We start from the raw sequence: 25,309 nt of genomic DNA, 5'->3' as shown, positions 1-25,309 counted from the left end.
AACGCAGATCCGCGGCGAAGAAAAATGGTACGACATGTCCGTGAAGATCCACGAAATCGTTACTGGCCAGAAGAACCTGCCGCCGAACGTCGATTTCTACTCGGCATCGGTTTACCACAGCCTGAACATCGAACATGACCTGTTCACGCCGATCTTTGCGGTTTCCCGCACATCGGGCTGGCTGGCACATATCCTTGAGCAGTACTCAAACAACCGCCTGATCCGCCCGCGTGCGGAATACATCGGGCCTGGCATGCAGACGTATGTACCGGTTGAAGAACGCTAAGGAGTATTCATTTCAGATCCACAAAAAAATATAACTCATAGGGCTAGCACTCTTTGTGCAGCCCTATGACTTTGACCACAGGAGGAAATTACAAATGACTAACGGCGAAAAAATTTCAGTAGAAAACGGTGTCTTGAATGTTCCAAATAACGCAGTAATCCCTTATATTATCGGTGACGGAACAGGACCGGATATCTGGAATGCAGCTTCACGCGTTTTAGAAGAAGCAGTAACAAAAGCTTATAACGGTGAAAAATCAATTGTCTGGAAAGAAGTTCTTGCAGGACAAAAAGCATTCGACGAAACAGGAGAATGGCTTCCTGAAGAAACTCTTGAAGTAATCCGTGAGTACTTGATCGCTATCAAAGGACCTCTTACTACGCCAATCGGCGGCGGTATCCGTTCATTGAACGTAGCACTTCGCCAGGAACTTGATTTGTACACTTGCTTGCGTCCAGTTCGTTACTTCGACGGCGTACCTTCACCGGTAAAACGTCCTGAAGACACGGACATGGTTATTTTCCGCGAAAACACTGAAGATATCTATGCTGGTATCGAATACGCTAACGGTTCAGATGAAGTGAAAAAATTGATTTCATTCCTACAGGATGAAATGGGCGTTAAAAACATCCGTTTCCCTGAGTCTTCAGGTATCGGCATCAAACCGATTTCAGAAGATGGAACAAAACGTTTAGTGCGCGCTGCAATCAACTATGCAATTTCTGAAGGCCGCGAATCATTGACACTAGTTCACAAAGGTAACATCATGAAGTTCACTGAAGGAGCTTTCAAAAACTGGGGCTATGAAGTGGCTGAACAAGAATTCGGCGATAAAGTATTTACATGGAACGAATATGATGCAATTAAAGATGAAAAAGGTACAGACGCTGCGAACAAAGCACAGGAAGAAGCACTTGCTTCAGGTAAAATCCTTGTTAAAGATTCAATCGCTGATATCTTCCTTCAACAAATCCTTACACGCCCAAGCGAGTTCGATGTTGTTGCAACAATGAACTTGAACGGAGATTACATCTCTGATGCTTTGGCTGCTCAAGTAGGCGGAATTGGTATTGCTCCTGGAGCGAACATCAACTATGATACTGGACATGCGATTTTCGAAGCAACTCACGGAACAGCTCCTAAATATGCTGGCCTTGATAAAGTAAACCCTTCTTCAGTTATCCTTTCAGGTGTATTGATGCTTGAACACCTAGGATGGGGAGAAGCTGCTAAAATGATCACAAACTCTATGGAGAAAACAATTGCTTCTAAAGTTGTAACTTATGACTTTGCTCGTCTAATGGACGGCGCTACAGAAGTGAAATGCTCTGAGTTTGCTGATGAATTGATCAAAAACCTATAAGAGTAAATGACAAGCAAAAAGGAGGAGGATTTTCCCCTCCTTTTTTTGTCGCAATTATTTCTGATAAATATTCACCAGAACGTTTGTCGGTTTTCACTGCTGGCCATTTGTTAACAGGCTGTCATGCTCCTTTTGGGATGTCCGCTGTTTTGGTCCAATTCCTTTAGGGTAAAGAAAGAAAACATACATCTTTCTTACTAAATTATTATAGCGACGCGCGCTGCTTGCTTAGGAGCAACTGGCTTCGCTGTACCCAAAGCGGCAGCAGCTGCCACGGGAAGAAGATGTTTTATTTCAACTCAACTACTGTTAAAGGAGAGATCGTTCATGACATTCAAGCGTAAAAAGATTTCAGTGATTGGTTCTGGCTTCACCGGGGCGACAACGGCATTCCTATTGGCTCAAAAAGAGCTGGGAGATGTCGTGTTGGTTGATATTCCTCCGATGGAAAATCCGGCAAAAGGAAAGGCTTTGGATATGGCGGAGGCTGGTCCTGTACAAGGATTCGATGCCCGCGTATCAGGCACATCCAATTACGAAGATACCAAGGATTCAGATCTGGTCATCATCACAGCTGGGATTGCCCGTAAACCTGGCATGAGCCGGGATGATTTGGTCCAAACCAACCAGAAAGTCATGAAAGCTGTTACAGCGGATATTGTGAAGTACTCTCCGGAGACGACAATCATCGTTCTGACAAATCCTGTTGATGCCATGACGTACACGGTTTTCCAGGCATCCGGCTTTCCGAAAGAACGTGTTATCGGACAATCGGGCGTCTTGGATTCCGCACGTTTCCGCACGTTCGTAGCTGAAGAATTGAACATTTCAGTCAAAGATGTGACTGGATTCGTGCTAGGAGGACATGGTGATGACATGGTACCGCTTGTGAGGTATTCTTATGCTGGTGGAATCCCACTGGAGTCGATGATTGCAAAAGAGCGCTTAGATGAAATTGTGGAGCGCACGCGCAAAGGCGGAGCTGAAATCGTCAATCTGTTGGGGAATGGTTCAGCTTATTACGCACCTGCCGCATCACTGGTTGAAATGGCAGAGGCCATCATCAAAGACCAGCGCCGCATCCTGCCGTCCATCGCTTATTTGGAAGGCGAGTATGGATTGAATGGCATCTACTTAGGTGTGCCAACCATTTTGGGTGCGGGCGGCATTGAAAAAATAATTGAAATTGATTTGAATGAAGAAGAAAAAACATTGTTGAACCAGTCAGCCAATTCGGTTAAAGCGGTCATGAAAGTATTGGCATAGGCAATGTGCGAAGCGGACAGGGGAACTCCTGTCCGTTTTTCTGTCCTTAAAAATCGGCAGCCCTCTGCATTCAAATGTTCCCGGTACCTTGGGCGCTTGCACTTTCATTGATTAACTTGATACTATAAGAGTATCAAGTTAATTGGAGGGATGTTATTTGTTGCTTGGGAAAAAGCGGAAATTAGGCCGGCGAGTAGAAGACATCAAAATCGGAGAAAAACTGAAACTGACAGAAAAAATTGAAGACAAAGATCTTCTTCTTTATCTGGGTTTGACTAATGACAGCAATCCGCTGTATATTCAACACGATTTTGCGGCGCAAACCGCTTTTGAAAAGCCTGTGGTGCCGAATATTATGTTGACGGGCATTCTTACATCAGCGGTTTCCAAATATATACCGGGCCCCGGTTCGTATATTACCGGACAGCAGCTGAAGTTTTTAAAACCCGTCCACCATTACGCGACGATTGATTTTTTATTGGAAGTCACCGAAGTGGATATCAAGCATAATGGGGTTGTCATCCAAGTTCAAGGAAGCGATGAACACGGGGATGTCGTGGTTCAAGGTCAAATCACAGCTAACCCACCGCAATAGGGGAACAAGTAACAACTTATGCAATAGATAATTTCTGACGCGGTTTGAGATGGGGGTTTCAAACTGAGTGTGGAGGATGTAAAATGCTGAAGAAAATATTGATCATTGAAGATGAACATTCAATTGCCACCTTATTATCCTATAACCTTGTCCAAGCGGGTTTTGAAACTATTATCGCCAACGATGGCAAACAGGGCTACGATTTGGCTCTGAGCGAAAATCCATCTTTGATTGTCTTGGATCTCATGCTTCCATCCATGGACGGTGTAGAAGTCTGTAAATCGCTGCGCCAGCAAAAAATCAATACACCGATTATTATGTTGACGGCAAAAGGTGATGAGTTCGACAAAGTCTTGGGTCTGGAATTGGGAGCGGACGATTACATGACCAAACCGTTCAGTCCAAGAGAAGTAGTTGCGCGCATTAAAGCGGTGTTGAGAAGAGCGAACAATGTCCCGACTCCGCAACAGGATTCATCCGCACCGATTTCTCTCGGAAAATTGGATGTTTATCCTGATCGATTCGAAGTATTTCTCAATAAGGAGCAGTTGGAATTTACGCCTAAAGAATTTGAGCTTCTGGTCTATTTGATGGAAAATAAAAATCGTGTGTTAACACGGGATCAGTTGCTGAGTGCTGTTTGGAAATATGATTTTGCAGGAGATACTCGCATTGTTGACGTCCATATCAGCCATTTGCGCGATAAAATAGAAGAAAACAGCCGGAAACCGACCTTCATCAAAACGATCAGGGGATTGGGCTATAAGTTTGAGGAGCCGAAAAGCTCATGAAATCTTTTCGGCATCGGCTGTTGCTCACCTTGCTGGTGTGGATTGGAACGATGCTTACGGGTCTGTTTATGATCGTGCTTCAGATACTGCAATTCTACGAAGGTACTGAGGATAATTCGAATATCTGGCTTGTCTTATTTTTGGCATTTGCGGCAGCTTTGGTGTTTTCAGGCATCGTGGGCAGCAGAATCATCGATGTCCATATTAAACCGATTGAAAATGCCACAGAGACGGCTATGGAATTGGTAAAAGGAAATTACCGGGCACGTGCATCTGAATCAAATGCACAAAGCAGTGTTGGATTAAGCCGGACCATCAATGTACTAGCGCGAAATTTGCAGGAAATTACAGCAGTCCGTATCATGGAACAGGAACGGTTGAAAACACTGATTGAAAATATGGGCAGCGCGTTGATCATGATTGATCGGCAAGGAGGCATTTCACTTGTCAATAAACCATTTCTGGAAGAATTCGATTTGGCTCCCGATCATGTCATGGGCAAGTTCTACAAAGAGCTTCGAATCCCAATAGAATTGGAAAGCTTTATTGAAGATGTGTTCATGACGGAAACCCATTCCCGTGCCCAAATTGAATTTATGTCGGGGTTAACCTTAAAAAATTTAAACGTATACGGGGCACCGGTAATCGGAGAACATCAGCGCTGGCTTGGCATTGTAATTGTCTTCCATGATATTACGGAACTGAAGCGGTTGGAACAGATCCGCAAAGATTTTGTCGCAAACGTTTCCCATGAACTTCGGACGCCGGTCACTTCCATTAAAGGATTTTCAGAGACGCTGCTTGATGGTGCCTATAAGGATACAGAAACGTTATTGTCGTTTCTGGAAATTGTCCATACCGAAAGCAACCGGCTGGAGATGCTCATTAATGACTTGTTGGACTTATCAAGAGTTGAACAAAGTGGATTTGACGTCAAAGCCCAGCCGACGGATATGAAAGCGGTCATTAAACGGGCAGTCGAAATGATTCAACCGAAACTTGATGAAAAATCGATCCGCTTAAAGCTGGATGTAAGGCCGGCCACTGTATTCGGTGACGCTAACCGGTTAATTCAAGTGATCATGAATCTATTGATCAATGCTGTTACATATTCTAGTGCCAATACAGAAATCAATATCCGGCTTTTCGTTAAAGGCGAGCAAGCCGTCATTCAAGTGGCAGACCAAGGAATCGGTATTGAAAGCTCAGAAATCGGCCGTTTATTTGAGCGTTTTTACCGTGTTGACCGTGCACGCAGCCGCAATTCAGGCGGCACCGGTCTGGGTCTCTCCATTGTCAAACATTTAATCGAGGCGCATCATGGAAAAGTGGAAGTCGACAGTGAAGTTGGCGTCGGCACGACATTCACCATTTATTTGCCATTGGCTAGTTAATTTAGGAGGAAAGTATGGAAACCAAACACCCATTTTTGCCAATCATCATCGGCACAGACATGAATGCCTATAATATGGCCATTTCTTTTCACGAAGCATATGGCATCAAGCCGATTTTAGTCGGTAAAGAACCGTTATCATTTACTTCATTGAGCACAATTACCGAAACGATCGAATTGCGCTCTGGATTGGCGGAAGATTCCCAGTTTGCCGATATCTTAATTGATATTGCCGAAAAGTACCGAGCACCTGGAAAAACGCTTTTGCTGATCGGAACCAATGACCTGTATGTTCGGTTGATTATCGAAAACGCAAAAATTTTGCGCGAGCACTATGTCTTCAATTATATTACGGAAGATTTGATGAACCAGCTGCAGGTCAAAGCGAATTTCTATGAATTGTGTAAAGTGCATGGCATCGAAACGCCAACGACATTTTTCTATGACTGCAAATCAGCTGAACCGTTCGAGGAAGAAATGATGTACCCAATCATCATCAAGCCGAGCAACGGGATCGAATACAGCCGAAACAAGTTTGAAGGGCAGCAGAAAGTCTATAAAGTCGATAGCCCGAAAGAGATGCACAACGTCATCCAGCAAATCAAAGCAAGCGGTTATAGCGACGAATTGATCATCCAGGATTATATCCCGGGAGACGACACTTTCATGTGGGATTCGGTTATTTATGCGAATTCAAAAGGTAAGACGCAGTTGGTGACATTTGCTCAAGTAGTTTTGCAGGAGCATACTGTTACGGCCATCGGGAATTATACCGCATTGATTACACGTTTCGATAAAGAAATGATGGTCAAGCTGCAGAATTTCCTGGAAGCTGTCGGTTATACCGGTTTTGCGAATTTCGATTTGAAATACGATGCACGTGACAAAAAATTCAAAGTGTTCGAAGTAAACATTCGACAGGGCCGTTCAAGCTATTATGTGACCGCTCTTGGCCATAATATGGCTGAGTATTTTGTCGATGACCTGATTTATCGGGCGGACAAGCCGGTGACATATCTGAACGAGGATTTCCTGTTTACGGTTGTGCCGAAAGCTGTCCTGCGCAATTTCGTAGATAACAAAGCAGTTCTCAAAGACATCAAGCGCCTGATTAAGAAAGGCCAGTACGGCAATCCTTTGTTCTACAAAAAAGACAAGCATTTAAAGCGCAAGCTCTATTTGCTGGCACGGCAAGTGAATTACTATAAAAAGTACAAAAACAATCAATGGTAATTTTACAGTAACTTAACACCAGCTTCACAGTCGGATGGTAAGGTTTAATAGAACCCCCTTCAACCGCATAATTGGAAAAAGAGTCCTTCCCCGGGCTCTTTTTCTATTTTTATGAAACTATTTTACAATTATTCCGTATTACAGATAACAAGAAAAAGGGGGACTTATCATGTCGACGAAAAAGTTGTTGTCGGTGATCGGTTTGTCTATTGTGGGAATACTTCTGCTTATTGCAGTCTTTACTTCCTGGTATACAGTAGATGAATCCGAACAGGCAGTCATTGTTACATTTGGTGTAGCAAATGAAACCAATACAGAGGCCGGACTGCATTTCAAATTGCCTTGGCCAATTCAAAAAGCGGAAATCCTCTCCAAAGAAACGTATAGCCTGCAATTCGGCTATAACCAGAACGCTGAAGGGGAGATTGTGGCTTTCGATAAGGAAACCAAGATGATTACAGGAGACGAAAACATCGTCTTAACTGACTTGGTAGTCCAGTGGAAAATCACGGACCCTAAAAAATACTTGTTTAATGCGGAAGCGCCACAGGACATTTTGCACGATGCAACCTCTGCTTCCATCCGCTCCATCATCGGCAGTTCATTGATCGATGATGCCCTGACATCCGGAAAGGCCGAAATTGAAGCCGAAACCCGCGATTTGCTCGCCTCATTGATTGAGAAATACGATATCGGCATCACGGTTCTGGCAGTCAAACTGCAGGACGTCGAGCTGCCGAACGAAGAAGTGCGCGCGGCATTTACAAATGTAACCGATGCCCGAGAAACGATGAATACGAAAATCAATGAAGCGAAGAAGTATGAAAACCAAAAACGCAACGAAGCGTTGGGCGAAAAAGCCGCCATCAATTCACGTGCAGAAGGTGAAAAAGTTGCTCGTGTCCAACAGGCAACAGGGGATGTGGCTTTATTCGATAAGCTGTATCTGGAATATGACAACAATCCCGAAGTGACGAAACAGCGGATCGTCATGGAAACGCTGGAATCCGTTCTGCCAAATGCGAAACTGTACATTATGAACGACGATGGCGGGACCATGAAGTACTTGCCGCTGGATGGGCTGCAGACAGCAGTTCCGCCCGCGGCTGAAACGGAAGAAGAAGGGGGCGGCAATTAATGGAACCGAATAAACCCTTAGATGAAGTGAAAAAATACAACCCTTATGCAAAACCGAAAAAGAAAAAAGAACCGAAAGATCCCATTGATTTCAAAAAATACTGGAAGTTGATAGCCGGTCTGACAATCGCTTTCGCTGTGCTGCTTATCGTTTTGACGAACGTTTATGTGGTGAAGGAAAGTGAATACCGGGTTGTCCGCCAGTTTGGGGAAGTTGTAAAAATCCAGGAAGAGCCTGGCATCAAAATGAAAATCCCTTTTATCCAAAGTGTTACGACTTTGCCGAACTACCAAATGACTTATGACGTGTCCGAAGCGGAAATCAACACCAAAGACAAAAAACGCATCATTATTGATAATTATGCAGTTTGGCACGTAGTGAATCCGCTTGATCTTATTTCAAATGCCGGGACGATCGTCAATGCAGAAAGCCGGATGGAAGAATTCATTTATTCAGTGGTACGGACAGAACTTGGGCAATTGAATTACGATGAAATCATCAATGATGAAAATTCGTCCCGCGGTAGCCTGAACGATAATGTCACTGCTAAAGTCAATGAGCTGCTGGAAAAAGATCAATACGGCATCCGAGTGATGGATGTCCGCATCAAGCGTACGGATCTGCCTGAAGAAAATGAGCAGTCCGTGTACACGCGGATGATTTCAGAACGTGATTCCACCGCTCAGGACTATTTGTCACAAGGCGATGCGAAAAAACGTGAAATCGAAGCACAAGCTGATCGGGAAGCGCAGGAAGTAATTGCGACGGCACGTAAGGAAGCGGCATTGATCCAGGCTGAAGGTGAGTCGGAAGCTGCGAAAATCTATAACCAATCATTCTCGAAAGATCCCGAATTCTATGAACTGTACCGTTCATTGGAATCCTATAAGAAAACAATTGGTGATGACACAGTGATTATTCTGCCGTCGGATTCTCCATATGCGGATATTCTATCCGGTAATTTCGAATAAGGCCAAGGCCGTCATTTCTCTTCTATTTGCCCGCGTGGTAAAATAAAGGGAATGACGGCTTTTTTTATGGAAAGGGGTAATTTTGTGGCAAAGAAAATACTTTTATTAGATGGGAACAGCTTGGCGTATCGTGCGTTTTTCGCCTTGCCGCTGTTGACCAATGAAAATGGCATCCATACGAATGCAGTATACGGATTTACCATGATGCTTCAACGGGTATTGGAGGAAGAAAAGCCGACACATATGATCGTAGCTTTTGACGCGGGGAAAACGACTTTCCGGCATAAGACGTTCAGCGAATACAAAGGCGGACGGCAAAAGACGCCGCCTGAGTTATCGGAACAATTTCCTTATTTGAAAAAATTGATCGATGCGTACCGGATCAAACGCTATGACTTGGAGAATTACGAAGCGGATGATATTATCGGTACCTTGAGCTTGGAAGCGGAGCGGGAAGGCGACGAAGTAGTGGTCATTTCAGGAGATAAAGATTTGACGCAATTGGCTTCGCCGTCGACAACCGTTTACATCACCCGAAAAGGCATCACCGATATTGAGAAATATACAGTAGAACATATTAAAGAAAAGTATGGACTGACACCTCTTCAAATCATCGACATGAAAGGGCTGATGGGCGACTCTTCAGATAATATTCCGGGTGTGCCGGGTGTCGGTGAAAAAACGGCGTTGAAATTGTTGGCAGCCCATGGATCGGTTGAAGGCGTCTATGAAGCCATTGAACAGCAAAAAGGAAAAATGAAGGAAAAGTTGGTTGCCAATGAAGATCTTGCCTATATCAGCAAACAACTGGCTACCATCGAACGCAATGCACCGATTGACATCAGCATCGAGGAATTAAGCTATGCAGGACCGGACCAGGATGAATTGGTGAAAGTTTGGAATGAACTGGCGTTTAAATCCTTATTGGAGAAAATGGATTATACAGCTGAAGAAACCGTCAAAGAAGAATTGACATTCGAAGTGCTGTCAACTGTGGATCCGGCTATTCTGAAGGATGAAATGGCGGTTCACCTGGAATTGTATGATGAGCATTACCATAGCTGTGATTTGCTTGGGGTCTCTCTGGCGACTGACACGGAAACGTATGTGATTCCCATGGAGGTTGTGGAGCAGTCGAAGGAATTCCGTGATTGGTTCAAAGATCCATCGAAGAAAAAATTCATGGCGGATTCGAAAGCCGCAACCGCAGCATTTTTGCGCTGTGGCATTGAGCTGAAAGGCGTCGATTTCGATTTGATGCTGGGCGCTTACATCGTCAATCCTTCGCTCACTTACACGGATATGGCGAGCATTGTGCAAGAGTATGGCTATACAGATGTTTCCACCAATGAACAGATTTACGGAAAAGGCGCTAAGAAGAAAGTGCCGGAAGATTCAATTCTACACGAGCATATCGCCAGAAAAGCACGGACCATTTGGAAAGTGCGTCCGTTGGTCGTAGACAAGCTGGAAGAAAACGAGCAATTTGATTTGTATGACAAACTGGAATTGCCGCTAGCGACTGTTCTTGGCCAAATGGAATCATTGGGCGTCATGGTCGACCGCAACCAATTATCCGAAATGGGCAAGGAATTGTCCCATAAGCTGGAGAAAATCGAGTCGGACATTTACAGTCTGGCTGGACAGGAATTCAATATCAATTCACCGAAGCAACTGGGTGTAGTCCTGTTTGAGCATTTGGGATTGCCGGCGTTGAAGAAAACGAAGACAGGCTATTCAACAGCAGCGGACGTCCTGGAGAAACTGGAAGGCCAGCATGAAATTATTTCCCATATCTTGTTGTACCGCCAATTAGGCAAGTTGTTGTCTACTTATATAGAAGGTTTATTGAAAGAAATCCATAAAGACGGCAAAGTCCATACACGCTTCCAGCAAGCACTGACGACAACGGGACGCCTCAGTTCCACCAATCCGAATCTGCAGAACATTCCTGTGCGCCTGGAAGAAGGACGCAAGATCCGCAAAGCCTTTGTTCCATCCGAACCGGGCTGGGTGATGGTGGCCGCCGATTATTCGCAGATTGAATTACGAGTATTGGCGGATATGTCGGAAGATGAGCGATTGGTTCAGGCATTTAAAGACGATCGCGATATCCATACGACGACAGCAAGCGATGTTTTCCACGTGCCTGAAGAACAAGTTACCGGCGATATGCGAAGAGCGGCAAAAGCCGTCAACTTCGGAATTGTCTACGGCATCAGCGATTATGGCCTGTCACAGAACCTGAACATCACCCGGAAAGAAGCGGCAGCATTTATCGAGCGTTATTTCGAAAGCTTCCCTGGCGTTAAGACGTATATGACTACTATTGTTGCAGATGCCAAGCGGGATGGGTTTGTGACGACTTTGATGAACCGCCGGCGTTACTTGCCGGACATTACCAGCTCGAATTTCAATTTGCGCAGTTTTGCTGAGCGGACGGCAATGAATACACCGATTCAAGGCAGTGCAGCAGACATCATCAAAAAAGCTATGATCGATATGGATGCCGCATTAGAGCGTGAAGATATGCAAACGCGCATGTTGCTGCAAGTGCATGATGAATTGATTTTTGAAGCACCGCCGGAAGAAGTGGACAAACTCATGAAATTGGTGCCTGAAATAATGGAAAATGCAGTGAAGCTGAGCGTTCCATTAAAAGTCGACATTGCACAAGGCGACACTTGGTACGACACTAAATGACAGGAGGGCAACGATATGCCTGAACTTCCGGAAGTGGAAGGTGTCGTTCGGCAGATCCGCCCCGTCTCTATTGGAAAAAAGATTGAAGCAGTAGAAGTTTCAGACACCATCCGTGTGTCGAAAACGAACGGCAAAGAAGCGATCATTAAACGGATGGAAGCTGACCGGTTTATCGATAGCCTGGTCGGTGCACAAATCATCCGTGTCGAACGGCGCAGCAAATACATTTATTTTACATTGCGAAATGAAAACGAATTTTTATTGGTCAATCATTTGGGGATGTCGGGAGCCTGGTTTTATGTCGACCAGCTGCAGTCCATTCCTGAAGACAAATTCCGGCGGCATGTCCATGTGGTCCTAACATTAAGCGATGGCAATTTACTGGCGTTTTCTGATATCCGCCGCTTCGGGGAAATGAGGGTATTGCAGGAAGAGGCGGATTTTCCGCCCTTGCTGCTGATGGCACCAGAGCCTTTTGAAGCAGTCGCCCTCGATCATTTCCTTTTGATGGCGGAAAGCCCAAAATACCGGAACAAGGCCATCAAAGAAGTGATCATGGATGGCCAGGTCATTTCTGGCTGCGGCAACATTTATGCTACTGAAGCGCTTTTTAAAATGAAAATTCACCCGAAACGGGCTGCCAGCCGGATCAGCAAAAAACGCAAAGTGGAACTATTCGAAGCCATTGTGGCCGTTTTACTGGAAAGCATTGAAGCAGGAGGCAGTACCATTTCGGATTACCGCAACATCAACGGCGAATCGGGCAGCATGCAAAACCGTTTTGGCATGTATGGAAAAAAACAATGCATGGTATGTGGAACGATGACAAAAACCTTGAAAATAGGCGGGCGGGCATCGGTTTACTGTCCCGCTTGCCAGAAATGAGGATGGATGATGATCATTGGATTGACAGGCAGTATTGCCAGTGGAAAAAGCACGGTATCGGAAATGCTGAAAAACTCTGGATATCCGATTATTGATGCGGACCTTGTTGCGCGTCAGGTTGTAGAACCAGGTTCCGATACACTCGAACAAATTGAACAGGCATTCGGTCCGGAGGTAATTCGGGAAGATGGAACGATGGACCGGCCAAAAGTGGGGGAAATCATTTTCAACGATCCCGCCAAGAGGAAAATCCTGAATGACATAATCCACCCGGCCATCCGCCAGGAAATGCTTCAGCAGCGCCATGATTACATGACAGAAGGATATAAGACCATCGTTATGGACATTCCCTTGTTGTTTGAAAGCCGCCTTCAGCATCTGGTGGATAAAATTCTGGTCGTCAGCGTAACAGAAGAAAATCAATTCAACCGGTTGGTGGAGCGAAACGGCTTTACGGAAAAAGAGGCACGGGCTCGCATCAGTTCACAATTGCCGATGTCGGTGAAAGAAGATGGTGCGGATGCGGTTATATACAATAATGGAACATTGGATGAAACAAAATGGCAATTGAACAGAATTTTGGATAACTGGAAAGCGAGTCCAGAAAAAGAATAGAGATATGTGGTTTTTAAGGTTCTCTAAATGGTTAATTGTGTTATACTATATAAGAAATTAAAAACATCAGTATAACTTAATTATAAACGGAGGACTCCCACATGACAGTTTCTATTGCAATTAACGGATTTGGCCGTATTGGCCGTATGGTTTTCAGACAGGCGATAATGATGGACGATGTCACAATTACGGCAGTCAACGCCACTCATCCAGCTGAAACCCTGGCGCATTTGATTAAGTATGACACAAATCACGGCACCTTCGCAGGTGACGTATCTTCAGAAGAGGATGCATTAATTGTTAACGGGAAACGTGTTCAATTGGTAAGCGAACGCAATCCTTTGAATCTGCCATGGAAAGAAATGGGCATTGATATTGTCATTGAAGCGACAGGCAAATTCAATTCACGCGAGAAAGCGGCTCAGCATTTAGAAGCAGGAGCTAAGAAAGTCATTTTGACGGCACCTGGCAAAAAAGAGGATATCACGATCGTTATGGGCGTCAACGATGAAAAGTTGGATATCGACCAACATGACATCATCTCCAATGCAAGCTGCACAACAAACTGTCTTGCGCCTGTTGTCAAAGTGCTCCATGACAAATTTGGCATCGAAAACGGTTTGATGACGACAATCCACTCTTACACAAATGACCAGCAGAACTTAGATAACCCGCATAAAGATCTTCGCCGGGCACGGGCATGTGCACAATCCATCATTCCAACTTCTACAGGTGCTGCGAAAGCGTTATCATTAGTATTGCCTGAATTACAGGGCAAACTTCATGGTATGGCATTGCGTGTACCGACACCGAATGTATCTCTTGTGGATTTGGTAGTTGACCTGGAGACAGGAGTGACCATCGAAGAAGTCAATCAGGCTTTTGTCGAAGCATCTGAAAATGGTTTAGCTGGAATTTTAAGCTTAACGATGGAGCCGTTGGTTTCTGTCGACTTCAACAGCAATCCTAGTTCAGCGATTATAGACGGTTTGTCGACAATGGTCATTGGTGACCGGAAAGTGAAAGTTCTGGCATGGTATGATAACGAATGGGGCTATTCAGCACGTGTCATCGATTTGACCAAAAAAGTTGCTCAGGCTATGGTACTGGTATCTAAATAAGGTCTTACATCCCGTTTCTTCCAGAACGTCTGGAGAAACGGGGTTTTTTTATGGAAAATTTAATGAAAGTTTTTCAATATCCAAAAGATATTATTATTGCAATTGCGATAAATCCGTTTTATACTATGAATCGTAGTTGAAAAACGACTACCACTTCTGAATTTCCATCATGTACCTCGGAATTAGGAGCGTAAGATTTTTATTCACATGACTGCTTAAAGGGTTAGGACCTCTTTGGACTAACTTTCCCCCGTGGTAGTCAACTTTGAATATTTTGCGCAAAAAACAAAATGATATCAAAGGGGGAAAACGAACCATGGAAACAATGGGACGTCACGTAATTGCAGAACTTTGGCAGTGTGATTTTGACAAATTAAACGATATGGATTTTATCGAACAAACTTTTGTTGATGCTGCACTCAAATCTGGAGCTGAAGTAAGAGAGGTAGCTTTTCATAAATTCGCGCCACAAGGTGTCAGCGGAGTTGTGATCATCTCTGAATCTCACTTAACCATCCACAGCTTCCCGGAACACGGCTATGCAAGTGTAGATGTTTATACTTGCGGCGATTTAGATCCAACTATTGCAGCGAAATATATCGCAGAAGCGCTAGGGTCAACCTCAAGTGAGCTTGTCGAAATTCCGCGCGGTATGGGTCCAGTCAGTGTTGAGAAATCCAAAGTTTCAGTAACTGTATAATCCATTTAACAAAAAACACTAAGCAGGGGACAAAATCCTCTGCTTTTTCTATTTTCCCAATGAATTTTTGTTATACTAGATACACTAGATAGAGAAGTTAGGGAGATGTCGAAATGAAATGTCCAGCTTGCCAACATAACGGCACACGTGTTGTCGATTCACGGCCAATCGATGAAATGAAGTCAATCAGAAGGCGCAGAGAATGTGAGTCATGCGGTTACCGCTTTACCACTTTCGAAAAAGTCGAAGAAATGCCGCTGATTGTCGTCAAAAAAGATGGGTCACGTGAAGAGTTCAGCCGTGAAAAAGTATTGCGGGGCTTAATTCGTGCTTGCGAAAAACGGCCGGTATCTTTGGAAGTATTGGAAGAAGTCGTCTTTACGATCGAGAAAGACCTGCGCCGAGCAGGCAACCCGGAAGTGAAATCCGAAGAAGTCGGTGAATTGGTCATGAACCGGCTGGCAACAATCGATGAAGTGGCATATGTGCGCTTCGCCTCTGTTTACCGCCAATTCAAAGACATTACAGTCTTTATCGACGAACTGAAGGATTTGCTCAATAAAAGTCCGGAAGATAAGAAAAGCGAATAAGGCGGTGACTTATGACTGCGTATTATAAAGAATTACAAGCTGCTGATCCGTATCGGATCCGCTTGCCGTACCCGTTCTCAAATTATGACCGGCAATTGTTGACGATGCTGTATCAGCCGATGATTGGAGCGGAAGCCATCGCGTTGTATTTGACGCTGTGGGCGGAAGCAGAAGGCGCTAAGGAAGAGGCAACGCATTACACGCTGATGAATACATTGGGAAACCCCATCGCGAAAATTTTTGAAGCAAGAATTCAATTGGAAGCGATCGGTTTGCTGAAGACTTATCGGAAAAACACGGATGACCGCTGCTTTATCTATGAGTTATGTCCGCCGTTAGACCCGAAAACCTTTTTTATGGATCCTTTGTTGTCGATGTTCCTATTCAGCAAAATCGGTGAAACGTCTTATCGCCGTGTACGCGATCGTTTTCTTGTGCACAATGAAATCCCTTCGGATTTTGACGAAGTGTCGCGGACGTTCACGGATATTTTCCAGCCTGTCCATGCGAAAGCAGGATATCCTCCGGCACAGCAGGATTTGCAGGAACGGAAAAAAGGTGGATACGAATCTGATTTCGAGTTTGATTTTACTTTGCTTCGCCAAGGACTGTCAGAACAGCTGGTGCCTCGGCGAGTTTTGACCGCTGTCATCAGAGAGTTCATTTCCAAACTGGCTTATCTTTATGGATGGGGGCCATTGGAAATGCAAAAAGTGGTTTTGCTGGCGATTGAAGACGATTACCGTTTGACGGTGGAGGGGCTGAAACGAGCAGCATCCGAGTACTATAAATTGACAGTTTCCACTACTGCTCCTCAGCTCGTCCAAATGCAGAAGGAAACTCCGAAACTGCCGGAAACAGAAGGAGAGGAAGTTCCGAAAACCAAACAGGACGAATTGCTGGCCTATTTGGAAACGGCGCCACCGATTCAAGTGCTCCGCGACATCGCTGATGGCAACGAACCGCTGCCGGCAGATGTCCAGCTGGCCAATCAGTTGGTGGTAACCCATGGCATGAAGCCGGCTGTCGTCAATGTGCTGCTCCAGTATGTACTCTTGCGTACTGATATGAAACTGACAAAAGCGTACGTGGAAAAAATCGCTTCGCATTGGCTGCGCAAAAATGTTACTACGGCAAAAGAAGCGATGGAACTGGCTCGCGTCGAACATATGCAGTATATGAAGTGGAAATCAGAAGGCTCGCCTACGACAGTTGCCAAGCCGTTTACAGGCAACGGAAACCGAAAACCGCTGCGTGAAGAAAAGCTGCCGGAATGGTTCCATAATAAGGATCAGGCACGTGTCGTCAAGACCGGACCGAAAAACGATAGCCTGGAAGTGGAAAAACAAAAACTTCTTGCGAAACTTGCGCTGAAGAAAGGAAAAGGTGGTTAAATGGAACCGATTCGTGAAACATTGAAACGTGTAGTCAATGCGCCTGCTTTCTCTGAGCGATACAACGACATGCGCAAAGAAGTGCTGGCCCATCCCGGGGTCCAAAAATTCCGGGAAGACCATGCAGACGAAATAGATGATTCCACCATTGATAGAGGGCTTGGGAAGTTATATGAATATATTGATCAGTCCCATGACTGCAATAAATGCCCAAGTGTAGATGCATGCATCAACCATTTGAAAGGTTTCGAACCGAATCTGGTATTGGAGCGCGGCACCATCGGCATCTCTTACACCAAATGCCGTTTGAAAGAAGCCGCAGACAACAAACGCCATGCCTCTTCACTGATTCACAGCATGTACATGCCGAAAGAAGTCATGCAGGCGACATTGGATAAATTTGATGCAGACGAAAGCCGGATGGAAGCGTTGATGGCTGTCGGGGAATTTCTGGATCAGGTGACTGGGCCTGGCAGCCTGCCTGAAAAAGGCTTGTATTTGTACGGTCAATTCGGCATCGGCAAATCGTATTTATTGAGCGCAGCCGCCAACGAACTGGCCGAACTGAATGTCAAAACGGTATTGGTGTTCGTCCCTGAATTCATGCGGGAAATGAAACAAGCAATCGGTGACCAGACCTTGCAGGAGAAAGTCGACTACGTCAAAAAGGCCGATGTCCTGATGCTCGATGATATCGGAGCAGAAGCGATGTCGAGCTGGACGCGCGATGAAGTGCTCGGAACGATTCTCCATTACCGGATGGCTGAAAAACTCCCGACTTTCATGTCATCGAACTTTAGTTATTCGGAGTTGGAACATCATCTGACTTACTCACAGCGCGGAGAAAAAGAAGATTTAAAAGCTGCACGCGTCATGGAGCGGATTCGTGCCTTGACCAAGCCAGTGAAGCTGGAAGGTCTTAATCGCCGGAATTAACCGCTGGAAGTATTGCGTTTTAGCCCATTTCGGTTTATAGTAAAGACAATCAAGCAAAGATTTTACATGCGCAGACAAGGACAATAGTGGAATTGTACGACTTTCAGAGAGAGAAGCCCAGGCTGTAAGCTTCTTAAGTACCGGCAATCCCATTTACCACCTTCGAGCAGCAGCTGTGAACGTTTTTATCAGTAGCAGCTGACGGTACCGGCCCGTTAGCCGATGCAGAGCTTCATTCGAACGGATCTGTCCGTATCGAATAGAAGAAGGGTGGAACCACGAACTAAAGCTTCGTCCCTTTTGGGATGGAGCTTTTTTGCGTGGAAAAAAAGAAAGGTGGAAGCGGCTGTGTAGAGCCATAAGGCTTAAGGTGAGCTGCCGAAGCGGCTTTAGCCGCTGAAGCTGGACAAAGAAAAGCGGGAATACCAAGCCAGACCCTGTGGCAAGGCATTTCCGGCAGAACATATAAAAGGAGAGATTGGCATGGCAGACATGATTCAACTGAAATTCCCTGATGGAGCAGTAAAAGAGTTTGAACAGGGCACAACTACTGAGGAAATTGCACAATCAATCAGTCCGGGATTACGCAAAAAAGCGTTGGCCGGCAAAGTAGGCGACAAACTAGTCGATTTGCGTGCACCGTTGAAGGAAGATGGAGACATCGCCATCATCACACCAGAATCGGATGAGGCATTGGAAATTTTGCGTCACAGTACTGCTCACTTATTGGCACAAGCAATCAAACGGATGTATCCGGATGCAAAACTCGGTGTAGGTCCGGTCATCGAAAACGGTTTTTATTACGATATCGATACAGAGACAGCCATCACTTCAGAAGACTTGCCATTGATTGAAAAAGAAATGAAGCAACTGATCAACGAGAACTTCGAAATCATCCGCCAGGACGTAACTCGTGCAGAAGCTCAAGAACGTTTTGCGGCAATTGAAGATCCTTACAAATTGGAGCTGCTTGAAGCAATTCCAGAAGGCGATCAAGTATCCATCTACGAACAAGGCGACTTTTTTGACTTGTGCCGAGGCATTCACGTGCCTTCGACAGGAAAACTGAAAGAGTTCAAATTATTGAGTGTTGCCGGAGCTTATTGGAGAGGGAACAGCGACAACAAAATGCTTCAGCGCATCTACGGAACTGCATTCTTCAAGAAAGAAGACCTGAAAGCGCATTTGGCTATGCTGGAGGAAGCGAAAGAACGTGACCATCGCAAAATAGGGAAAGAACTGGATTTGTTCATGAATTCCCAGAAAGTTGGGCAAGGCTTGCCGATGTGGCTTCCTAAAGGGGCGACAATCCGCCGCATCATCGAACGATATATTGTCGACAAAGAAGAACGTCTGGGCTATGACCACGTTTATACTCCGGTAATGGGAAGCGTGGAGCTGTATAAAACGAGCGGCCACTGGGATCATTACCAGGATGATATGTTCCCGGTCATGAAAATGGATAACGAGGAATTGGTGCTGCGTCCAATGAACTGCCCGCATCATATGATGATTTTCAAACAAGGCATTCATTCATACCGCCAAATGCCGGTCCGTATTGCGGAACTTGGCTTGATGCACCGCTACGAAATGTCAGGTGCTTTGTCTGGATTGCAGCGTGTCCGCGGCATGACATTGAACGATGCACACATCTTCGTCCGTCCAGACCAGATCAAAGAAGAATTCAAGCGTGTTGTTAATTTGGTGGTGGAAGTCTATAAAGATTTCGACATCAAGGATTATTCATTCCGTTTGTCCTACCGCGATCCGGCTGACAAAGAAAAATACTTTGACGATGATGCTATGTGGAACCGCGCACAAGCCATGCTGAAAGAAGCAATGGACGAACTGGAAATCGATTATATCGAAGTAGAAGGCGAAGCGGCATTCTACGGACCGAAAGTGGATGTTCAAGTGAAAACGGCGCTTGGCAAAGAAGAAACATTGTCGACTGTCCAGCTTGATTTCCTTCTGCCGGAACGCTTTGACTTGTCGTATATCGGCGAAGATGGCAAACAGCACCGTCCGGTCGTAATCCACCGTGGAGTCGTTTCGACTATGGAGCGTTTTGTGGCATTCCTGATTGAAGAATACAAAGGGGCATTCCCGACTTGGCTAGCACCAGTCCAGGTGGAATTGATTCCAGTATCGCTTGATGCACACAGTGCTTATACAAAAGAACTGCAAGAAAAACTGCAGAATCACAAGATCCGTGTGGACATTGATGAGCGCGATGAAAAGCTGGGCTATAAGATCCGCGAAGCGCAAATGCAGAAAGTTCCTTATATGCTGGTCATCGGAGACAAGGAATTGGAAGCCGGTTCTGTCAACGTCCGCAAATACGGGGAGCAGAAATCTGAAAGCATGCCATTTGAAGACTTCGTGAAACTGGTTCAAAGCGAACTTCGCTAGAAGGGTTGACAGGTCCAAAGGCACGTGATATTATAGTTAAGGTTATAGAATACTTATATGTGCAAGCAGGAGCACCCGCTTCTCACCTGATCGACCGATTGTTGGCAGGTATACACGATTGACTTTTACACGCAGAAAGAAGCGTGTTGTCATATTTGCGGGTGGACCTCTGTGGTTCACCCGCTTTTGTTTTGATCGGAACCCTGTAAACCGGTTCGGCCGGTTCACACATTTAAGCTATTCGCGACACTATCCGGAGGTGGATTACTATTAGCAAAGACATTAATGTAAATGACGGTATTCGTGCACGTGAGTTGCGAGTTATTGATCAAAACGGTGAACAACTTGGCATCAAAACACGTAACGAAGCACTTGAAATTGCAGCTCGTGTCAACTTGGATCTTGTTCTTGTGGCTCCTCAAGCTAAGCCGCCGGTTGCTCGTATCATGGACCATGGTAAATTCAAGTTCGAGCAGCAAAAGAAAGATCGTGAAATCCGTAAAAATCAGAAAGTGATAGTCGTCAAAGAAGTTCGCTTAAGCCCTTCAATTGACGATCACGATTTCAACACGAAACTTCGCAACGCGATCAAGTTCCTTGAAAAAGGCGACAAAGTGAAAGCTTCTATTCGTTTTAAAGGCCGTGCAATTACGCACAAAGAAATCGGACAACGTGTTCTTGAACGTTTCGCAGAAGCGTGCAAAGAAGTTGCAACGGTTGAACAGCGCCCTAAAATGGATGGTCGCAGCATGTTCTTGATGCTTGCACCAGTCAACGAAAAAGAATAAGAGATCATTGTTTAGGAGGAATTCGAAATGCCGAAAATGAAAAGCCATAGAGGTGCGTCTAAACGTTTCAAAAAAACGGGTACTGGTAAAGTAAGACGCAACAGCTCACACACTAGCCACTTATTTGCAAACAAATCAACTAAGCAAAAGCGTAAACTTCGCAAAGGGAAATTAGTTTCTTCAGGCGACTTGAAACGCATCAAATCATTAATCTATAACATGAAATAAGAAAAGCGTAAGCGCCCGTATAGATTCGATGGGCATAAGACGAAGAGGCGAAGCGGTGCTTATTGCCGCACAGCTGCTTTAGCTTATGATTCCGAGAACTGGGTGCTGAAGTCTAGACAAGCAACAAAAAATCGAATTTTATATATTCAGCAGGAGGTAATGTGATATGCCACGCGTAAAAGGTGGAACAGTGACGCGCCAGCGTCGTAAAAAGGTCATTAAATTAGCAAAAGGTTATTATGGTGCAAAGCACATCCTTTTCAAAGTAGCAAACCAACAGGTAATGAAGTCAGGTAACTATGCTTACCGTGACCGTCGCAACAAAAAACGTGATTTCCGTAAACTATGGATCACACGTATCAACGCAGCAGCTCGCATGAATGACATTTCATACAGCCGTCTTATGCACGGATTGAAAGTTGCAGGCATCGACATCAACCGCAAAATGCTAGCTGAAATCGCTGTATCTGATGCAGCTGCATTCACAGCATTGGTTGACCAAGCGAAGCAAGCAGTAGCTAAGTAATAAATGCTGAAATGACCGTTATGCTCCGACAGGCATAAGATGAACTTCCGAAGCGGCGCTTTTTGCCGCACAGGAAGGGCGGCTTATGTCCCGAGGAGCAGGTCATTGAAGCTAGAGTAATAAAAGCGTAAGCGCCTGACCAAGCGGTCCATAGACATCACACAACTAGAAAGCTGCAATGCTCAGGCGTTTAGCGAACAATAAAAAAGACTGACGAATTTTCGTCAGTCTTTTCTTATGGAGGAAAACCTTATGTTCTTGATTATTGCTGCGTATTTCGCGATTTTGACCATCATGGCTTTCATTATGATGAAGGTCGACAAACACCAGGCTCAACGGCGCGGACAACGGATTCCTGAAAAGAACCTGTGGACTGTTGCCATTTTTGGCGGAGGCATCGGCGCTTATCTTGGCATGATGGCATTTCGCCACAAAACCAAACACACCAATTTCCGTGTCGGTTTTTTGATGCTTGCCATGCTGAATGCTGCCATTTTAATCTGGTGCTACCTGAAATTTTTTAATGGCTGGGCATAATGCTCATTGGTTTTGCTTCATTAACTGTTCAATCGGATTTTTCCAATTGATGCGGGCTTCGGGATAATTCATTAAGATCTCTTTTTCGAGGAAATGGAAATCCTCTTTCGTGAAGCCCTGCAATTTGTCGGGATTTTCTACCCACACAAATATGGAAACCACTTCGAATGCATTTTCAGTAGTACCAAGATATTTTTCGCCTTCGAACAACACACCGCGAAAGGCAATGAAAAAGTTTTTTTGTACATTTTTTACATCATCAAGGAAATAATAAGTGCCAGATTCGAGGGTGGAGTCTAATTTTCTTTTCGGATCTACAATAAAACGGATCAATCGATAGAATAAGTAGATAATCAATGCCAGTACAATGAGGCGTATGAGAAAAGCCATCTGAATTACCTCCTAAGTTACATAGTCCTATCTGTCTTATATACGAATCAAAAGTAGTTTGGTTTCAAGATTTATTCTATTAAAAGGGGAGATTTTTATGAATTTGCATGAACTATTCAAAATGCAGGAAGAATTGGACCGATTTATCCAATCGAATCAGGAAATCAACGAAGACGTTTTCAGAAAGAAAGGTTTGGCTTTATTAGTGGAGTTAGCTGAACTGGCGAATGAAACGCGCTGCTTCAAATTTTGGAGTACCAAAGGACCTTCTGAGCGGTCGGTCATTTTAGAGGAATACGTTGACTCGATTCATTTCTTGCTGTCACTCGGTATTGAGAAGGATTTGAATACCTTAAAGAAGTGGCCAGAGCCCGTAGCGGAAACGGATTTGACGGAGCTGTTTTTGCTGACTCAACGAGCGATTCAAGAGTTTCTGGAAAATTATTCGATGTCCAATTTCATGGAGATTTGGAGCTGTTATGGCGGATTGGCGTTGGCGTTGGAATTTAGTTACGAGGAAGTACTCGAAGCTTATATCCAAAAGAATAAAACCAATTACGATCGCCAGAATAACGGCTACTGAAAGAATGAATGTTTTGATAACTGGCTAGAATTGCATTATAATGGGAAAGCAATGAATTACTTAGGAGGTCGAAATAATGTCTAAACTAGATGAAACACAATTGATGTTAAAAGAATTGACGGATGCGAACGGCATTCCTGGAAATGAGCGCCAATCGCGTGAAGTCATGAAAAAATACATAGCACCATTTGCCGACTCGATTGAAACAGATGGCTTGGGAAGTTTGATTGCGAAAAAAGAAGGACTGGCTGACGGACCTAAGATCATGGTAGCTGGCCATTTGGACGAAGTCGGATTCATGATTACACAAATCGATGAAAAAGGCTTCTTGAAGTTCCAACCGGTAGGCGGCTGGTGGTCACAAGTCATGCTGGCGCAGCGCGTTACGATTACCACTCGCAGCGGCAAGGAAATCACAGGTGTCATCGGCTCGAAACCGCCGCATATCCTGTCACTGGAAGCGCGCAAGAAACCTGTCGAAATCAAAGATATGTTCATTGATATCGGCGCGTCTTCGCGCGAAGAAGTGAAAGAGTGGGGCGTAACTCCTGGCGACATGGTCACTCCGTATTTCGAGTTCACTGTAATGAACAATGAAAAACTGTTGATGGCAAAAGCATGGGACAACCGTATTGGTTGTGCAATCGCTATTGACGTCTTGAAAGGCTTGAAAGGCGTCGACCACCCGAACGTCGTTTACGGAGTGGGCACGGTGCAGGAAGAAATCGGCTTGCGCGGCGCTAAAACAGCGACTGCCCAAATACAGCCGGATATCGGATTTGCTGTGGACGTCGGTATTGCCGGCGATACGCCGGGTATTACCAGCAAAGAATCCAACAGCAAGATGGGCGATGGCCCGCAATTGTTGCTGTTCGATGCTTCGATGGTTTCCCATCGTGGCTTGCGCGAATTAGTCGTAGACACAGCTGAAGAAGCAGGCATTCCATATCAGTTCGAAACGATTGCCGGCGGCGGAACCGATGCAGGCTCGATCCATTTGACAGCAAACGGCGTGCCGGCGCTTGCCATTGGTGTAGCAACACGCTACATCCACTCGCACGCAGGGATCCTGCACCGTGATGATTATGAAAATGCAGTGAAGCTGATCATCGAAGTGATAAAAAAATTGGATAAAGACACAGTCGCGCGCATTACATTTGAATAATGGTTTGAAAAAATATTTGATTTAAAGTTATACTTTAGCTTATGAAATAATTAAAACTACTATTATAAATGCCTTCTAACTGAAAAGTTGGAAGGCATTTACGTTATTTGGAGGAGATTATGCAAATATCATTACTTCAAAAAGACTGGTTTAAATTATTTTTGATTGTTTATGTCTCTATTTCGAAACCACTCTATACCATTGATGAGTTTTTGTTTAGTATAGTTACACTTTTTCTTTTGTTATTATTTCTAATATACATAGATGTAGTTACTAGTAATAAAAAAATTGATAGTTTAACGGACTGGGCCCTTTATAGAATATTTGCACCGTGGTTCCAAGCGTTAATTATTATTATGTTTATATTAGTTAGTGTCTTTATATTAGAGAAATCTATCTACTCGAATTCAGTTGTATTGATAGTTATCATAAGTTGGATAATTTCTTTAATAGCAGTAGTGTATGTTTGCCGGAATATCTATTCCATTATTAAAAAAATTAAAGAGTTAGCGGAAGAAGAAAGTTTATTTAACAAAGGGATTATATTTCTGACTTGTTTAAGTATAGTTCTAATATTTATAGCGCCAGACGTTGCATTTTCAATAGGCTATTCATTATTTTTAACGCCATTCGAGGACGAAGCTTTAGGAAATATAGAAAGCTTATATTTAAGTATGATTATTTCTAATACCCTTCCTAT

At 44.5% G+C, this 25,309-nt stretch carries 26 protein-coding genes and 1 other annotated feature; of the genes, 25 read left to right on the top strand and 1 reads right to left on the bottom strand.

The window, feature by feature from the left end; all coding sequences use genetic code 11:
* The 22 genes from QMA04_RS17795 to QMA04_RS17690 form a co-directional block, all read left to right on the top strand.
* Positions 1-286, top strand: a 286-nt coding sequence (locus QMA04_RS17795; protein WP_290185804.1) for a citrate/2-methylcitrate synthase, incomplete at its 5' end; no start/stop codon positions are given.
* A gap of 94 nt (positions 287-380) precedes the next feature.
* The gene (gene icd / locus QMA04_RS17790; RefSeq protein ID WP_191716039.1) at positions 381-1,649 is read left to right on the top strand and encodes an NADP-dependent isocitrate dehydrogenase; all 1,269 of its coding nucleotides are present in this window, start codon (positions 381-383) and stop codon (positions 1,647-1,649) included.
* Positions 1,650-1,976: 327 nt separating this feature from the next.
* A complete protein-coding gene (mdh, locus tag QMA04_RS17785; protein WP_191716038.1) occupies positions 1,977-2,915 on the top strand; it encodes a malate dehydrogenase in 939 nt (312 codons plus the stop codon).
* A gap of 157 nt (positions 2,916-3,072) precedes the next feature.
* Entirely contained in the window at positions 3,073-3,510 is a 438-nt protein-coding gene (locus QMA04_RS17780; protein ID WP_290187233.1) for a MaoC family dehydratase, read from the top strand.
* A gap of 83 nt (positions 3,511-3,593) precedes the next feature.
* Positions 3,594-4,301, top strand: a complete 708-nt coding sequence (locus QMA04_RS17775; RefSeq protein ID WP_191716036.1) for a response regulator transcription factor — start codon at positions 3,594-3,596, stop codon at positions 4,299-4,301.
* The gene (gene pnpS, locus QMA04_RS17770) at positions 4,298-5,695 is read left to right on the top strand and encodes a two-component system histidine kinase PnpS (protein WP_191716035.1); all 1,398 of its coding nucleotides are present in this window, start codon (positions 4,298-4,300) and stop codon (positions 5,693-5,695) included. Before QMA04_RS17775 ends, pnpS begins: the two co-directional genes overlap by 4 nt.
* Before the next feature lie 14 nt (positions 5,696-5,709).
* Entirely contained in the window at positions 5,710-6,927 is a 1,218-nt protein-coding gene (locus QMA04_RS17765) for a carboxylate--amine ligase (RefSeq protein ID WP_191716034.1), read from the top strand.
* 169 nt (positions 6,928-7,096) lie between these two features.
* Positions 7,097-8,065, top strand: a complete 969-nt coding sequence (hflK, locus tag QMA04_RS17760; RefSeq protein WP_191716033.1) for an FtsH protease activity modulator HflK — start codon at positions 7,097-7,099, stop codon at positions 8,063-8,065.
* On the top strand, positions 8,065-9,036 hold the full coding sequence (gene hflC, locus QMA04_RS17755; RefSeq protein ID WP_191716032.1) for a protease modulator HflC: 972 nt from the start codon (positions 8,065-8,067) through the stop codon (positions 9,034-9,036). The genes hflK and hflC overlap by 1 nt, the downstream gene beginning before the upstream one ends.
* 66 nt (positions 9,037-9,102) lie before the next feature.
* Positions 9,103-11,739 (top strand): DNA polymerase I, encoded by a 2,637-nt coding sequence (gene polA, locus QMA04_RS17750; RefSeq protein ID WP_290187232.1) that lies wholly within the window; start codon positions 9,103-9,105, stop codon positions 11,737-11,739.
* A gap of 15 nt (positions 11,740-11,754) precedes the next feature.
* Complete coding sequence (mutM, locus tag QMA04_RS17745) at positions 11,755-12,624, top strand: bifunctional DNA-formamidopyrimidine glycosylase/DNA-(apurinic or apyrimidinic site) lyase (protein ID WP_191716030.1); 870 nt, start codon at positions 11,755-11,757, stop codon at positions 12,622-12,624.
* 9 nt (positions 12,625-12,633) lie between these two features.
* On the top strand, positions 12,634-13,239 hold the full coding sequence (coaE, locus tag QMA04_RS17740; protein WP_191716077.1) for a dephospho-CoA kinase: 606 nt from the start codon (positions 12,634-12,636) through the stop codon (positions 13,237-13,239).
* A 101-nt stretch (positions 13,240-13,340) separates the two neighbouring features.
* Complete coding sequence (locus QMA04_RS17735; protein WP_191716029.1) at positions 13,341-14,360, top strand: glyceraldehyde-3-phosphate dehydrogenase; 1,020 nt, start codon at positions 13,341-13,343, stop codon at positions 14,358-14,360.
* Between the two features lie 316 nt (positions 14,361-14,676).
* Positions 14,677-15,060 carry an adenosylmethionine decarboxylase gene (gene speD / locus QMA04_RS17730; RefSeq protein WP_191716028.1) on the top strand — a complete coding sequence of 128 codons (384 nt, stop codon included), beginning with the start codon at positions 14,677-14,679 and terminating at the stop codon, positions 15,058-15,060.
* 113 nt (positions 15,061-15,173) lie between these two features.
* Positions 15,174-15,650, top strand: a complete 477-nt coding sequence (nrdR, locus tag QMA04_RS17725) for a transcriptional regulator NrdR (protein WP_191716027.1) — start codon at positions 15,174-15,176, stop codon at positions 15,648-15,650.
* A gap of 11 nt (positions 15,651-15,661) precedes the next feature.
* Positions 15,662-17,044: a replication initiation and membrane attachment family protein gene (locus tag QMA04_RS17720; protein WP_191716026.1), complete on the top strand. Its 1,383-nt coding sequence runs from the start codon at positions 15,662-15,664 to the stop codon at positions 17,042-17,044.
* A complete protein-coding gene (gene dnaI, locus QMA04_RS17715) occupies positions 17,045-17,980 on the top strand; it encodes a primosomal protein DnaI (protein WP_191716025.1) in 936 nt (311 codons plus the stop codon).
* 483 nt (positions 17,981-18,463) lie between these two features.
* A complete protein-coding gene (gene thrS, locus QMA04_RS17710) occupies positions 18,464-20,392 on the top strand; it encodes a threonine--tRNA ligase (protein WP_191716024.1) in 1,929 nt (642 codons plus the stop codon).
* Between the two features lie 57 nt (positions 20,393-20,449).
* Positions 20,450-20,590 (top strand) — a sequence feature (ribosomal protein L20 leader region).
* 83 nt (positions 20,591-20,673) lie between these two features.
* The gene (gene infC / locus QMA04_RS17705) at positions 20,674-21,180 is read left to right on the top strand and encodes a translation initiation factor IF-3 (RefSeq protein ID WP_191716076.1); all 507 of its coding nucleotides are present in this window, start codon (positions 20,674-20,676) and stop codon (positions 21,178-21,180) included.
* A 27-nt stretch (positions 21,181-21,207) separates the two neighbouring features.
* Positions 21,208-21,408, top strand: a complete 201-nt coding sequence (gene rpmI / locus QMA04_RS17700; RefSeq protein WP_191716023.1) for a 50S ribosomal protein L35 — start codon at positions 21,208-21,210, stop codon at positions 21,406-21,408.
* Positions 21,409-21,574: 166 nt separating this feature from the next.
* A complete protein-coding gene (gene rplT / locus QMA04_RS17695; protein WP_146557605.1) occupies positions 21,575-21,934 on the top strand; it encodes a 50S ribosomal protein L20 in 360 nt (119 codons plus the stop codon).
* Positions 21,935-22,186: 252 nt separating this feature from the next.
* Positions 22,187-22,471 (top strand): DUF1294 domain-containing protein, encoded by a 285-nt coding sequence (locus tag QMA04_RS17690; RefSeq protein WP_290187231.1) that lies wholly within the window; start codon positions 22,187-22,189, stop codon positions 22,469-22,471.
* Between the two features lie 3 nt (positions 22,472-22,474).
* Here QMA04_RS17690 and QMA04_RS17685 read toward each other — a convergent pair whose 3' ends face one another.
* The gene (locus QMA04_RS17685) at positions 22,475-22,861 is read right to left on the bottom strand and encodes a sigma-w pathway protein ysdB (RefSeq protein WP_290187230.1); all 387 of its coding nucleotides are present in this window, start codon (positions 22,859-22,861) and stop codon (positions 22,475-22,477) included.
* 97 nt (positions 22,862-22,958) lie between these two features.
* Between QMA04_RS17685 and QMA04_RS17680 the strand changes: the two genes are divergently transcribed.
* From QMA04_RS17680 to QMA04_RS17670, 3 genes are all read left to right on the top strand, one after another.
* Complete coding sequence (locus QMA04_RS17680) at positions 22,959-23,444, top strand: dUTP diphosphatase (RefSeq protein WP_290187229.1); 486 nt, start codon at positions 22,959-22,961, stop codon at positions 23,442-23,444.
* A 76-nt stretch (positions 23,445-23,520) separates the two neighbouring features.
* A complete protein-coding gene (locus tag QMA04_RS17675) occupies positions 23,521-24,609 on the top strand; it encodes a M42 family metallopeptidase (protein ID WP_290187228.1) in 1,089 nt (362 codons plus the stop codon).
* Positions 24,610-24,728: 119 nt separating this feature from the next.
* Positions 24,729-25,309: hypothetical protein (locus QMA04_RS17670; protein ID WP_290187227.1), on the top strand; the 581-nt coding region annotated here is incomplete at its 3' end.

Origin of the sequence: Planococcus sp. APC 3900 (genome assembly GCF_030407735.1) — a bacterium.
GTDB lineage: Bacteria > Bacillota > Bacilli > Bacillales_A > Planococcaceae > Planococcus > Planococcus notacanthi.
This window is presented reverse-complemented; position numbering and strand designations above follow the sequence as displayed.